Consider the following 13,390-nt stretch of genomic DNA (forward strand, 5'->3'; position numbering starts at 1 on the left):
TGTGCGATCTCGCGAGGCGTAGCGGAGGGGCATCGACATGACAGCGGAAGCCAAGGCGGCGAACCCTGCGGCGCCCGCCCTCACCGAGCGCCAGGAGGCGCGCCGCCGCCGCATCCTGCACGCCAGCGCGCAACTGGCCAGCCGGGGCGGCTTCGACGCGGTGCAGATGCGGGAGGTCGCCGAGGCGGCGGGTGTCGCACTCGGCACGCTGTACCGGTACTTCCCCTCGAAGGTCCATCTGCTGGTCGCCACGATGCAGGACCAGCTGCAGCACATGCACACGACGATCCGGAAGCGTCCGCCGGCCGGTGAGACGCCCGCCGAGCGGGTCGCCGAGACGCTGATGCGGGCTTTTCGGGCGTTGCAGCGCGAGCCGCACCTGGCGGACGCGATGGTGCGGGCGCTGACCTTCGCGGACCGCTCCGTCAGCCCCGAGGTGGACACCGTGTCGCGGCTGACGACGGCGATCATCCTGGACGCGATGGGCCTGGAGGAGACGCCGACCGCGCAGCAGCTGTCCGCGGTGCGCGTCATCGAGCACACCTGGCACTCGGCGCTCATCACCTGGCTGTCGGGCCGCGCCTCCATCGCCCAGGTGAAGATCGACATCGAGACGGTCTGCCGCCTGATCGATCTGACGGCGAAGCCTTGCCCATAGCTTGTCGGACCAAGCCCTGCCCATAGCCTCGCAGCGGGGTTTCACGCATAGCCTGTCGGCGCCCGCGTGCCCATAAGCCGTCCGTCACCTGTCCGACGCACGGGGGGCGCACAACCGTATGGCAAATGCGCCCCTGCCCCTCCCCTTGGCCAGTTCTCTGCGTCACGACCGGGGTACTCACCGCTATGAATGTCACCGTGCTTGAACGGAGCAACCGGAGCTTGGAGCTGGAGGGGCAGAGCGTGATCCGGGTTCTTCTCGTGCACGACGCCTGTCTGTTGCGAATGGCTCTGGCGGAGCAACTCGCCCGCGAGCCGGATCTGGAGGTGTTCCACGCGCCGTGGTCCCATGCGCGCGGGCGGTACCGGAGCGTACGACCGGACTTATGCGTGGTGGACCTCGATGATGAGGCCACCTACGCGCATGCTCCGCTCGGCGACCTCACCGGACCGTCCGCGGTGGGGAGAGGGTGTCGGGTCCTCGTGCTCGCCACCGCCAACCGTCCGGGCCAGCTGCGCCGGGCCGCCGAGGCGGACGCACTCGGCTATGTGAACAAGGCGAGCGCGCCGGACCGGCTGCTCGCGGGGATCAGACAGGTGGCGGCGGGCCAGCGCTTCGTCGACGACTCACTGGGCTTCGGCTTCCTCAAGGCGGCGCAGATGCCGCTCACCCGGCGCGAGCTGAGCGTGCTCTCACTCGCCGCCGGGGGCGCGTCGGTCGCCGAGATCGCCAACAGCCTCCATCTGTCCCACGGAACGGTGCGCAACTACATGGCCGCGATCACCCGGAAGACCGGGGCGCGGAACAGGATCGACGCGATACGGATCTCGCAGGGAGAGGGGTGGGTGTGACACGGCGGCCTCCTCGTCCGGGGCCGCACCCCACTCCCCCGCACCGTTGAGGTCCCGGTAGAGAGGGGAACGTTCCATCAGCTCGTCGTGCCGGCCGCACAGGGCGTGCGCCCCGTCCATCACCAGGACGCGGTCGGCACGGCGGGCCGAGCTGATGCGGTGGGCGATGACCACCAGCGTGCCGCCCGGACGGGCCGCGAACGCGCGCTCGGCGCGGGACTCCGCGACCGGGTCGAGGTGACAGGTCGCCTCGTCGAGGATCACGAGCGGGGCGTACGACAGGTAGGCGCGGGTCAGCGCGATCAGCTGGCGCTCCCCCGCCGACAGTTCGGCCGGGACCAGATCGGCGTCCGGGCCGCCGAGCCGTTCGACGAGCGGGGTCAGGCCGATCGCCTCGGCGGCGGCGAGCAGCTCCGGATCCGGGACGGGGTCCTCCCGGAGGTAGCGCAGGTTGTCGCGCAGCGTCCCGGTGAAGACGTACGCCTCCTGCGGGATGAGGACGCGTCGCCCGACGGCCCCCGGCCCGCGCACGGCGTGCCCGTCGACGCGTACGTCGCCCGCGTCCGGTTCGAGCAGTCCGGCAACAATTCCGGCCATAGTGGATTTGCCGATGCCGCTGGGTCCGACGACGGCGAGGTGCTCGCCCCGCGCGACGGTGAGCTCCAGGTCCTTCAGGACGGGTTCGGCGTGGGGGCCGTAGGCGAAGGTGAGGGCGGAGAGACGGAGGGCGGGGGCCGGGGAGGTCCGGCGCTCGGGTGTCACGTCCTCACACGGTGCGGAGTTCCCCGGCGCGTCCCAGATCAGGCGCCGCAGGACGATCGCCAGACGCGAACCGCTCGCGCCCAGACCGTGGACCAGGTTGTGGAGAGCGGGGAGCAGGGCCTGCGTGACGTACGCGAGGGCGCCCACCAGCGCGCCCGGGGTGACCCCGTTGGCCAGGAGCCAGGGGCCCGTGGCGAGGAGCAGCACCAGCGGGAGCTGGCCGCCGATCGCCAGGGCCGCCGTGCGCAGGACGCCCCAGCGGGCGAGGGTGCCGGCCGCGGCGTACTCCGCGGCGACGCCCCGGTCGATCCCCTCGGCCACGTCCTGTTCCGCGCCCGCCGCGGCCACGTCCCGCAACCCCGGCGCCACGACGCCCAGTTGTCCCGCCAGCTCCTCGTCCGCGACCAGGAACTCCTCCTGCCTGCGGGCCAGCGGGCGCAGCGTCGCCACGAACAGGCCGATCCCGGCGAGCAGCGGCGGCGCGACCACCAGGAGAAGCAGCGGGTCCAGCGAGAACAGGCCGACCAGCGCGCCCACGGCCGTGAAGACGAAGGAGCGGGAGACCATCACCAGGCCCGCGAAGGTGTCCCTGGCGATCTCCACCTGCTGGGTGAGCCGCGACACGGCGCCGCCGTCCGCCTCCCGCAGCCCGCGCCCGACCACCTGCCGCACCAGGGAGTCCCGCAGCGGTTCCACCAGGTCGGCGACCGCGCGGTACACGCGCCCCGTGCCGTACGCGGCGACGAGCACGCCGAGCGCGGCCGCGCCCAGCCAGCCGAGGCCGACCGACTCGCGTCCGTCGAGGAATCCGTCGTCGAGTGCGTGCGCGAGGGCGTACCCGGTGAGGAACGTCTGCCCGGTCTCCAGGACGGACCACAGCGCGAGCCGCAGTACGACCCGCCACCTGCGCCACAGGAAGCGGACACCCCTGCGGTACGGGCCCGGTGGCGGCGTCGGTGTGGCCTCGGAGGACCGGTTCACGAGCCGAACACCTGCCGGTACTCAGCCCGTTGCCACAGCTCCGCGTGCGTGCCCACGGCCCGGATCCGGCCCTCGTGCAGCCAGGCCACCGTGTCGGCGCGGGCCGCCGTCGCCGCGCGGTGGGCGATGATCAGGCGGCTCCGGTGCGGGGTGTGGCGGAGCAGGGCCTCGGCGATGTGGTGCTCGGTGACCGTGTCCAGGCTGGACATCGCGTCGTCGAGGATGAGGAACCGCCCGCCGCGCGCGAACGCCCGCGCCAGGCCGAGGCGTTGGGCCTCGCCGCCGGACAGGGGTGCTTCGGCGCAGGGGGTGGCGTAGCCGTCGGGGAGGCGGGTGATGAAGGGGTCGGCGCGGGCGGCGCGGGCCGCCTCGCGGACGCGTTCGGGTGCCGGGCGGGGCGCGCCGAAACCGATGGTGCCCTCCAGGGTGGCGCCGAGCAGTGCGGGCCGCTCGAAGGCGTAGCCGACCTCGCGGCGCAGTTCCTCGCGGCTGAGCGAGTCGAGGGGGACGCCGTCGAGGGCCACGTCTCCTTCGTCGGGGTCGGCGAGGCGGCCCGCGAGGGCGGCGAGCAGGGACTTCCCGGCGCCGGACCGGCCGACCACGGCGACCGTGGAGCCCGCGGGGACCGTGAGGTCGACGCCGTCGAGCACGGTGCGCCCGCCGCGGCTCGCCCGCACCCCGCGCAGCTCCAACCGGCCGCCGGCGGGCGGGAGTCCACGAGTCCCGTGGACCGTCTCGGGTTCCGCGAGCACCTCTTCCAGACGTCGCGCCGCGGCCCGCGCCCGTACCAGGCCGCCGAGCTGTCCGACGAGCATGCCGACGCCGGTGGCGAGCACCGCGTACCGGGACGCGGCCAGCAGGTCGCCGACGCTGATGCGTTCCTGGAGCACGAGATGGCCCGCCACCGCGGCGACCGCGATCTGCAGCAGCGGTGCGACGGCGACGGCCTGGGCCTGGGAGCGGCCCTGGACGCGCCACATCCGGTGGCCCTGGCGGGAGAGTTCGGGCAGCGTCCGCAGGACCCGTGCCGCCTCCTTGTCCTCGGTGTGCGCGGCGGCGATGGTCCGCGCCCCGCCGATCGCCTCGCTGAGGCGGCCCGCGATGTCGCCCTGGACCTGCTGGTAGCGGGCCACGCAGTCGGAGGAGACGCGCACGAACGCGCGCAGGAGGAAGAAGAGGACGGGTGCGCCCGCGACGAACGCCACGGCGAGCCAGCCGTCGATGAGGGCGAGGGCGACCACGGCGCCGACGGGGGTGACCAGGGCGGCGAGGAGCGCGGCGGCGGTGGCGGGCGCGATGCCCGCGTGCGCGGCGTTGTCGATGAGGCGGGCGACGAGGTCGCCGGGGGCGAAGCGGGCGGTGGTGCGCGGTCCGACGGCGAGCACGTGGCGGACGACGCGTCCGCGCAGCCAGGCCGTGGTGCGGGCGTTGGTGGTGCCGGTGAGGACGCCGTCGAGGGCGTCGAGGAGTGCGCTCGCGGCGATCAGTGCGGCGCAGGCGAGGATCCAGCGGGTGGCGTCGGTGTCGCCGCGGCCGGTGAGGTGGCCGGTGAGGACGGCGTCCAGGGCGCGGCCGATGGCGAGCGGCAGGAGCAGGGCGGCGCCCGATCCCGCGACGGCGCAGAGGGCGAGGACGGTGCAGCGGGCGGCGCTGTACCGGGTCGCGGCGCCCAACAGGTGTGCGGAGGTGGCGGGTTGTTCGGGGCGGGTGGTGGTCGTCGCCATGCGGTACGGGTCTCCGTCGCCTCGTGGGCCGTAGGCGTTGGCAGGGGGCCGGTGGCAGGGGTGAAGCCCGGGCGGGCCCCTTGCGGGGTGCCGCCCGGGCCTTCAAACGCCTAGCCGTTCAGCTGGGGGCAGACGTCAGAGGCAGAGCACGATGCTGGCGTCGCTCCAGCAGAGGAGGAGGCTGGCCACGCTGCCGCCACCGCCGCCGCCACCGGTCATCTCGTCGGATTCCATGCTCTGCAGGTCGAGGAGTGCCATGAAACTAACCTCTCTCTTGGGGGAGTTGCTTTTCATGGGGTTGTGTCACGACCCCGCCGTGAGGCGGGACCGGCTCTGGGGCCGCCGCGGGGGCGGCAGGAAGGGGACGTGCGCTCCGTCGTCGCCGAGGGCGCCGGCGAGTGCCAGGAGGCAGCCCGCCGTCCCGGTGTTGAGGTCCATGGACAGCCGCAGCATCTGGTGTCCGGGGAAGGCCAGCTGGCCCGCGTACGACATGGCGAACCAGCCGAGTGCCCCGATCTGCTCCGCGACGTCCTCGGGCGTGATGCCCGGGGTGGTGGTGCGGTTGACGTGGGCGAGGAGTCCGGCGCGGCCCTGGAACAGGCCGGGCTGCACGCAGAAGCGTGAGCGCGCGGCGGCCAGGATGCCGGGGCGTGCCGCCTCGAACGCCGCGTCGTCCCGGTGCGCCAGGTAGTCGTCGAGGACCATGCCGATGCCGACGCTGCCGTCGCCGAGGTAGGGCATGGTGCGCCAGCCCTCGTTGACGGCGAGGCTGCCGTCGCGTTCCTGCGCCACGCACTGGCCGAGGTCCGTGCGCAGGGCGCGGGCCGCCAGGTCGAGGAGCGCGGTGTCGCCGTTCCGCTCGTACAGGCGCAGGAAGAGCAGGGCGGGTCCGGTGGCGCCGCGCAGCAGCCCGGCGCGACGGCGTTTGCCGTCTTGCCCTGCGCTGTCCGCGGTCAGGCGCTCACCGAGCACTTCGGCGGCCCTCAGCGCATGCCGGGCGAGTTCCTCCTCGCCCGTGCTGTGGGCGAGGGAGTCGAGGGCGAGGCCGAGTCCGGCGAGGCCGCCGTGCAGGTCGGAGGGGAGCCGCTCCCACTTCTCCTGGAGGACCAGGTCGGTGAGGTCGAGGGCGCGGGTGCGGTGGCCCAGGCGGTCCAGTACGTGGGCGACGCCCGCGAGACCGTCGAACAGGCCCAGGGGTGTGCCGCGCGGGGCGGGCTCCGTGTGCTCGAGGAGCCAGCGTTCGCCTTCCTCGTAGCGTTCGGCGCCGCTCTCGGCGAGCGCGTACAGCACGCCGGCCGCGCCGTGTGCGAGGCCGAGGCCGCCGCCGTCGGAGAACTGCGCGATGTCGCCGGGGAAGAGCCGGTCGTCGCGTTCGGGTGTCGCGGAGGCGAGGATGGCCTTGACCATCGAGTCGCGGCTGTACGGCCAGTCGGCGGGGTCGACCAGGGGCGCGGTCGCCCCGGCCGAGTGCCGGATGGCGCCGGTCCGGTCCCCCTTCAGGACGCCCCCCACCGGGGCCTCCGTGTCTCCCGCTGCGCGGACCGGCGCCCGCTCGTGGTCCCCGGTCCGGCCGCGCGGCCCGTGTTCGATCTCGGCGACGGCCTCGGCCAGGAACTCCGCGGGTACGTCGGGGAACTCGGCGGCGATCACCTGGGCGAAGTGGGCGGCCTTGCCGCGGTCGATGGAGAGCAGTGAGGTGATCGGCAGGAAGAGGGCGAGGCGCAGGCAGGCGAGTGCGTAGCGGTCGACGTCGGTGCCGGTGCGGTCGGGCGGCGCGAGGAACCCGGGGTGCGCGACGACCTGGCGGCCCGCGTCGCCCACGGCCGTCGCCGCCTCGAAGTCGAGGAGGGAGACGGACTGTTCGTCGGGCGCGACCATGATGTTGAAGAGGTGCAGGTCGTTGAAGACGACGCCCCGTTCGTGCACGGCGGTGACGGCGTCTTCCACGGCGCGGTGCATGCGCAGCGCCCACGTCGTGTACTCGGCGATGGCGGCGGGGTCCGGCTCGCTGGTGCACAGCGGGTGCCGGTGGGCGAAGAACGAGTTGAGGGTGGACCCTTCGAGGAAGTCCATGACGAGGAAGCGGTGGCCGTCCAGGAGGAACCAGTCGCGCACCTCGGGGGCGACGCCGAGTCCGGAGAGCTTCTCCAGGGCGGCCTTCTCGCGTTCGAGGCGGGTGACGGCGTCGGCTCCGTCGGAGGCGAGACCCGCGTGCGGGCGGCCCTCCTTGAGGACGACCTTGCGGCCGTCGCGGGTGTCGGTACCCGCGTAGACACCGCCGCCGTTGGAGAAGTGCAGGGCCTTCTCGATGCGGTACGGCAGGTCGGTGACGGTCGTCGTGTTGCGGGCCGCGAGCGCCGGTTCGAGGAACGCCGGCAGGGTCACCCAGGAGGGGACCTTGAAGGCGGGGTCGCGGGGGTCGGGCACGAGCTGTCCGTCCGCGTTCTCGATGGCCGGGACCATCGTGCCTTTGCCGTTGTCGCACATGCGGCGGGTGAACGCGCCGTACCTGACGTACAGCGGGCCCTGGCGCCAGCGCAGGTCGGTGAGGATGTACGGGCCCTCGGTGCCCTCCAGGCGGTCGCCGAGGTCGTCGAGGATCTCCCGCAGCTGCGCCTCGTCCGCCGGGTAGACCGTGACGGCCTTGCCGCTGTGGTCGCGGCCCGCGTACTTGCTGTTGCGCAGGTGCAGGAGGTGTTTGCCCGGCACGAACTTGAACGGGATGCGGCGGGGCACGCAGTAGTCCCAGACGATCGAGGCGACGCGGTCCGCGTTCTCCAGGGTCGCGGAGACGTGGATCTTCCAGCCCTGCTGGGGCGAGGGCAGCGCGGCTCCTTCGCCGTCCACGGGGACGAGCGAGAGCCAGTCGCCGACGCGTCCGGAGCGCCATCCCTGGGGGACGGTCCTGCCTGCCACCGGGAACTCGGTGGCGCCCGCGGCGCCCTTGGACGACAGCCGGTCCGGGGTCTCGTAGAAATGCCTGTCGGCCAGACAGTAGACCTCGTACCGCTTGTCCATGGCGTCCCCTCTCCGCTCGGCGTGGCAGAGAGATTTCCAGGGCGCAAAGGGACGGAACAGTCACGACTGTCATCAGATCGCTGTGCGAAACGCATGGGTAAAGTCACGTTCGCTCATGTTCGAGAGCACAGAATATTCGCGGCCCGGACAAATGGCGACACCCGCGCCGACATGGGATGAACGGGGCGCGGGTGTCAACGAGTCGGGAACGTGCCTGGTCACTCCTCCGGCGGGAACACGACCTCCCCGCCGTGGGCCAGCGTGATCGTGATCGCCTCGACCGGGCAGCCCTCCGCCGCTTCGAGGACCTTCTCGTTGGCGTCGGTCTCGGGGGCGGTGGGGTGCGACTGGCGGGCGGTGTCCAGTGCGAAGCCGCCGGGCGCGGTGAGCACGCACATCCCGGAGCCGATGCAGACGGACCGGTCGACCTCGACGTGCCAGCGGTCTCCCATCAGGCACCGCTCCCCTCATAGCCGTTGGGGAGGTGGATCATCTTGTGCTCGAAGTACTCGCCGTATCCCTCGGGCCCGAACTCGCGCCCGAGGCCCGAGTTCTTGAAGCCGCCGAAGGGGCCGAGCATGTCGAGGCTGAAGGTGTTCACGGAGTACGTGCCGGTGCGCACGCGGCGCGCGATGTCGATGCCACGCTCGGTGTCGGCCGTCCAGACGCTGCCGCTGAGTCCGTAGTCGGAGTCGTCGGCGATGCGTACCGCCTCGTCCTCGTCGCCGTAGGGCAGCAGGCAGATGACGGGGCCGAAGATCTCCTCGCGGGCGATGCGCATCGAGTTGTCGACGCCGCCGAAGAGGGTCGGCTCGACGTACCAGCCCCGGTCGAGTCCGGCGGGACGGCCGCCGCCCGCGAGGATCTTGGCGCCTTCCTCCTGGCCGATGCGGATGTAGTCGAGGGAGCGCTGCTGCTGCCGCCGGGCGACGAGCGGGCCGAGTTCGGTGGCGGGGTCGAGGGGGTCGCCGACCTTGAGGGCGCTCGCTGCGGCGGCGAAGGCCTCGGCGAACTCGTCGTAGCGGGTGCGGGGGACGAGGATGCGGGTCTGGGCCACGCAGGCCTGGCCGTTGATCATCCAGGCGAACGGGGTGATGCCCGCGACGGCCGTGGCCGTGTCGGCGTCCGGCAGGATGACGGCGGCGGACTTGCCGCCCAGTTCCAGGGTCACGCGGGTGAGGTTGCGGGCGGCGACCTCCATGACGCGTTTGCCCGCGGCGACGGATCCGGTGAAGGACACCTTGTCGACGTCGGGGTGCCCGACGAGGTACTCGCTGACCTCGCGGTCGGCGCAGACGATGGACAGCACGCCCTCGGGCAGGCCCGCCTCGGCGGCGAGCTCGGCGAGTATGTAGGCGTCCAGGGGCGCCTCCGGGGAGGTCTTGAGGATCACGGGACAGCCGGCGAGGAGGGCGGGGGCCAGTTTGGCGGCGGCGGTGAACTGCGGGACGTTCCACGGCACGACGGCCGCGACGACGCCCACGGGTTCGCGCCGGACGAGCAGCCTGCCGAGGACGCCGTCCCGCTGCTCCTCGTACGGGAAGTCGCGCGCGACGGTGATCGCCGCGTCCCACACCATCATCGCGGCGAGGGCCTGCACCATCACACTGGAGGTGTACGGGGTGCCGTTCTCGGTGCTGATGACGCGGGCGATCTCCTCGTGGCGCACCGCGAAGCCGTCCTTGATCTTCGTGACGACCTCGATGCGCTCGTCCAGGGTCATGCGCGGCCAGGGTCCGTGCTCGAACGCCTTGCGGGCGGCGGCGACGGCGCGGTCGATGTCGGCGGGGGCCGCGTGCGGCACGCGGGCGAAGACCTCTCCGGTGTGCGGGGAGACGATGTCGATGACGTCCTTGCCGAGCGGGTCGACCAACTCCCCGCCGATGAACAGCTGTCCGTGTTCCACGAGCTCGGTCATGGCTGACTGCCTCCTGCGGAGCGTTTCCTGACACGGTTTCAGGACTGAGGAACTGATACCAGTTCTAGTTCGTGGAGTCCACGGACGGAAGGGGCAACGCGCGCTCCAAGCAGTCGACTTGGGCGACCACTGGAACTAGTTCTAGTTATAGTGAGGAGCCCCGGCGAGGGTGAAGGACCCCGGCGAGGGGACCGGCGACGAGAGACGAGGCCCTCATGACCCCGCAGGTGACGGACCCGCCGGTGACCGAGCACGGCGGCGGCGTCTGGAGCATCAAGGTCCCGATCCCCGACAACCCCCTCGGCTTCACCCTCGTCCACCTCCTCGACACCGACGCGGGACCGGTCCTCGTCGACACCGGCTGGGACGACCCGGCGTCCTGGGACACCCTCGTCGCCGGGCTCGCCGCGTGCGGCGTCGCGGTCGCCGACGTGCACGGCGTCGTCATCACCCACCACCACCCCGACCACCACGGCCTCTCCGGCCAGGTCCGCGACGCGTCCGGAGCGTGGATCGCCATGCACGACGCCGACGCGTCCGTGGTCCGCCGCACCCGCTCGAACCCGCCGGACCGCTGGTACGCGTACCTCGTGGACAAGCTCACGGCCGCCGGCGCGCCCGCCGACCACCTCGCCCCGCTGCTCCGCGCCCGCGACGAGGGCCGCCCCCGCAAGCTCCCCGGCCTCGCCCCCGCCCTGCCCGACCGCTCCATCACCCCCGGCGAACTCCTCGCCCTGCCCGGCCGCCGCCTGCGCGCCGTCTGGACCCCCGGCCACACGCCCGGCCACGTCTGCCTCCACCTGGAGGAGGACCACCCCGCGGGCCTGCGCGGCAACGGCCGCCTCTTCTCCGGCGACCATCTGCTGCCCGGCATCAGCCCGCACATCGGCCTGTACGAGGACCCCGATTCGGAGACGGTGACCGACCCCCTCGGCGACTACCTGGACTCCCTGGAGCGCGTCGCCCGCCTCGGCCCCGCGGAGATCCTCCCCGCCCACCAGCGCGCGTTCACCGACGCGCCGGCCCGCGTCCACGAACTCCTGGCCCACCACGAGGAGCGCCTGACCGGGCTGCTCGCCCTGCTCGCCGAGCCCCTCACCCCGTGGCAGATCGCCGCGCGCATGGAGTGGAACCGGCCCTGGGACGAAATCCCCTACGGGTCGAGGACCATCGCCGTGTCGGAGGCCGAGGCGCATGTGCGGCGGCTGGTGAAGCTGGGGCGCGCCGAGGCCGTGCCGGGGAGCGATCCGGTCGCGTTCGTGGCGGTGTGACCCGAGGGGTGCGCGGACCGGCCGGTAGAGTGAGGGCGTCGTCCTCACGTCCGCCAAGGGGGAAGCCGGTGCGAATCCGGCGCTGACCCGCAGCCGTGTGCCACGCAACGTGGTGAGCCGGAATGCCCGGCGCGGAACGTGACCGGCTCGCTTCATCGGGCCCCCGATGAGCGGCACCGTCGAGGTATACGGAGCCGGAGCCGCCCGGTCGCCGTGCTCGCACGGTCCGTGCCGCCCCGCTCCCCGCAGGGAGAGGCAACCCGCCCCATCATGAACGTTCGTCGCAGCGCAGCGGTCCTGGCCGCCGCCGTCGCCGTCTTCGGCTCGGCCGCGGCACCGGCCGCCTTCGCGGACGACGCGAAGCCGTCGCCGTCGGCCGCTCTCCCCTCGGGCCTCTACGGCAAGTCCGACCCGAAGTTCGACGGCGTCTTCCGCCAGTCGTACGCCCTGCTCGCCCAGCACACCGAGGGCGTCGAGCCCGCCGCGAAGGCCGTGGACTGGCTGACCGGCCAGCAGTGTGCGAGCGGCGGCTTCGCGGCGTACCGCGCGGACTCCTCCGAGCCGTGCAACTCCAAGACGGCGGTCGACAGCAACTCCACCGCGGCGGCCGTGCAGGCCCTCGCCGCGCTCGGCGGCCAGGACAAGACGGTCAAGAAGAGCGTCGACTGGCTGAAGTCCGTGCAGAACAAGGACGGCGGCTGGGGCAACACCCCGGGACTGCCCTCCGACGCGAACTCCACCGGCATCGTCGTCGGCGCGCTCGTCGCCGCGGGCCGCAACCCCGCCGACGTGAAGTCCCAGGACGGCAAGTCCGCCTACGACGCGCTGCCGAAGCTCGCCATGGACTGCGGCAAGGACGGCGGCGCCTTCGGCCTCGCCGACATGAAGTCCGGCAAGCTCGCGCCGAACGCCTACGCCACCGCCGCCGGTGTGCTCGGCAGCCTCGGCAAGGGCCTCGTCGTTTCCGCCCCCAAGAAGTCCGAGGACGCCGCGCCCAAGTGCGCGAAGCCGGACACGGCCACGCAGGCCGCGAGCAACGGCGTCGGCTATCTGCTCGACACCCTCGGCAAGACCGACGACCACCTGATGTCGTCGATGCCGGGCTCCACGGACCAGCCGGACTTCGGCACCACCGCCGACTCCGTGCTCGCCCTCGCCGCCGCCGGACAGGGCGAGCGGGCGAAGAAGTCCGCCGAGTGGCTCGCCGGTAACTCTGCGGACTGGGCCAAGCAGTCGGGCCCGGCCGCCTACTCCAAGTTGATCTTCGCCGCGCACGCGGCCGGTCTGGACGCGCGCGACTTCGGCGGCGCCGACCTTGTCAAGCAGCTGAACGCCACGGGTCCGGCCCCCGAGACCTCCTCGAAGTCCCCGTCCGACGCGGACTCGGACGAGAAGAAGGACGACGACGGCGGCGTCAGCGTCTGGTGGATCATCGGCGTCGGCATGGTCGCGGGCATCGGCATCGGCTTCCTGTACAGCGGCAACCGCAAGAAGCAGCAGCCGTGACGCGGGACCGTGAGCGGCGCGGACGGGGGCGCGGGCGGCTGACTGTCGGCGTGTTCCTCGCCGCGCTCCTGGGCGTTCTCGCCGCCGTGCCCGCCCAGGCCGCCGGTTACCGCTACTGGTCGTTCTGGGAGCGGGACGGCGCGCAGTGGACGTACGCCAGCCAGGGCCCCGGCACCGCGCGTCCCGAGGACGGCGACGTCCAGGGGTTCCGCTTCTCGGTCTCCGACGACTCGAAGGACTCGGCGAAGCCGCGCGGTCCCGCCGACTTCGACGCCATCTGCGCGGGCACCCCGGCGAAGGACGGCCGCAAGCGGGTGGGCCTCGTCGTCGACTTCGGCACGGCGGGTGACGCGCCCGGCGGCGAGACGCCGCCGAAGCGGCGGACCGCCTGCGCGCAGGTCGGCGAGGACGCCACCAGCGCGGAGGCCCTCGCCTCCGTCGCCAAGCCGCTGCGCTACGACAGCAAGGCGCTGCTGTGCGCGATCGACGGCTACCCGAAGAGGGGCTGCGGCGAACAGGTCGCCGACGACGGAACGACCACGAAGACACAGCCGCAGACGGGGACGGGGAACGCGGACGACGGTGCGGGGGACGGCGCCGACGGCGGCCCCTCCGTCGGCCTGATCGCCGGGATCGCCGCCGTCGCGCTGCTCGGCGGCGCCGGGATCTGGCAGGCCCGCCGCCGCGGCTGACGCGCGGCT

At 72.9% G+C, this 13,390-nt stretch carries 10 protein-coding genes, 1 pseudogene and 1 riboswitch; of the genes and pseudogenes, 5 read left to right on the forward strand and 6 right to left on the reverse strand.

What is annotated here, in order from left to right; genetic code table 11:
* The first annotated feature begins 37 nt into the window (after window positions 1–37).
* Together DEJ47_RS10800 and DEJ47_RS36390 are read left to right on the forward strand one after the other, a co-directional pair.
* Window positions 38–658, forward strand: coding sequence for a TetR family transcriptional regulator (locus DEJ47_RS10800; RefSeq protein ID WP_150167250.1), 621 nt, complete (start codon window positions 38–40; stop codon window positions 656–658).
* A 284-nt stretch (window positions 659–942) separates the two neighbouring features.
* Window positions 943–1,425, forward strand: a pseudogene (locus DEJ47_RS36390) (LuxR C-terminal-related transcriptional regulator); the annotation flags it as partial.
* Here the strand turns inward: DEJ47_RS36390 and DEJ47_RS37505 are convergent.
* From DEJ47_RS37505 to DEJ47_RS10830, 6 genes are all read right to left on the reverse strand, one after another.
* Window positions 1,351–3,252 (reverse strand): ATP-binding cassette domain-containing protein, encoded by a 1,902-nt coding sequence (locus DEJ47_RS37505; protein ID WP_150167252.1) that lies wholly within the window; start codon window positions 3,250–3,252, stop codon window positions 1,351–1,353. The pseudogene DEJ47_RS36390 and the gene DEJ47_RS37505 overlap by 75 nt on opposite strands.
* Complete coding sequence (locus DEJ47_RS10810; RefSeq protein ID WP_150167254.1) at window positions 3,249–4,976, reverse strand: ABC transporter ATP-binding protein; 1,728 nt, start codon at window positions 4,974–4,976, stop codon at window positions 3,249–3,251. Before DEJ47_RS10810 ends, DEJ47_RS37505 begins: the two co-directional genes overlap by 4 nt.
* A gap of 135 nt (window positions 4,977–5,111) precedes the next feature.
* On the reverse strand, window positions 5,112–5,234 hold the full coding sequence (locus tag DEJ47_RS10815) for a SapB/AmfS family lanthipeptide (RefSeq protein ID WP_069885518.1): 123 nt from the start codon (window positions 5,232–5,234) through the stop codon (window positions 5,112–5,114).
* Between the two features lie 45 nt (window positions 5,235–5,279).
* On the reverse strand, window positions 5,280–7,994 hold the full coding sequence (gene lanKC / locus DEJ47_RS10820; protein WP_150167256.1) for a class III lanthionine synthetase LanKC: 2,715 nt from the start codon (window positions 7,992–7,994) through the stop codon (window positions 5,280–5,282).
* 218 nt (window positions 7,995–8,212) lie between these two features.
* Window positions 8,213–8,446, reverse strand: coding sequence for a ferredoxin (locus DEJ47_RS10825; protein ID WP_150167258.1), 234 nt, complete (start codon window positions 8,444–8,446; stop codon window positions 8,213–8,215).
* On the reverse strand, window positions 8,446–9,912 hold the full coding sequence (locus DEJ47_RS10830) for an aldehyde dehydrogenase (RefSeq protein ID WP_150167260.1): 1,467 nt from the start codon (window positions 9,910–9,912) through the stop codon (window positions 8,446–8,448). Before DEJ47_RS10830 ends, DEJ47_RS10825 begins: the two co-directional genes overlap by 1 nt.
* A gap of 215 nt (window positions 9,913–10,127) precedes the next feature.
* On the opposite strand from DEJ47_RS10830, the gene DEJ47_RS10835 reads away from it, so the two are divergent.
* The 3 genes from DEJ47_RS10835 to DEJ47_RS10845 all read left to right on the forward strand — a co-directional run bounded on the left by DEJ47_RS10835 (window position 10,128) and on the right by DEJ47_RS10845 (window position 13,381).
* A complete protein-coding gene (locus DEJ47_RS10835) occupies window positions 10,128–11,183 on the forward strand; it encodes an MBL fold metallo-hydrolase (RefSeq protein WP_150167262.1) in 1,056 nt (351 codons plus the stop codon).
* A gap of 24 nt (window positions 11,184–11,207) precedes the next feature.
* Window positions 11,208–11,332, forward strand: a riboswitch (cobalamin riboswitch).
* A 121-nt stretch (window positions 11,333–11,453) separates the two neighbouring features.
* On the forward strand, window positions 11,454–12,689 hold the full coding sequence (locus DEJ47_RS10840; RefSeq protein ID WP_150167264.1) for a prenyltransferase/squalene oxidase repeat-containing protein: 1,236 nt from the start codon (window positions 11,454–11,456) through the stop codon (window positions 12,687–12,689).
* On the forward strand, window positions 12,686–13,381 hold the full coding sequence (locus DEJ47_RS10845; protein ID WP_223828302.1) for an SCO2322 family protein: 696 nt from the start codon (window positions 12,686–12,688) through the stop codon (window positions 13,379–13,381). Before DEJ47_RS10840 ends, DEJ47_RS10845 begins: the two co-directional genes overlap by 4 nt.
* Window positions 13,382–13,390 lie beyond the last annotated feature (9 nt).

The sequence above is a fragment of the Streptomyces venezuelae genome, assembly GCF_008642355.1.
GTDB classification, from domain to species: Bacteria; Actinomycetota; Actinomycetes; order Streptomycetales; family Streptomycetaceae; genus Streptomyces; species Streptomyces venezuelae_B.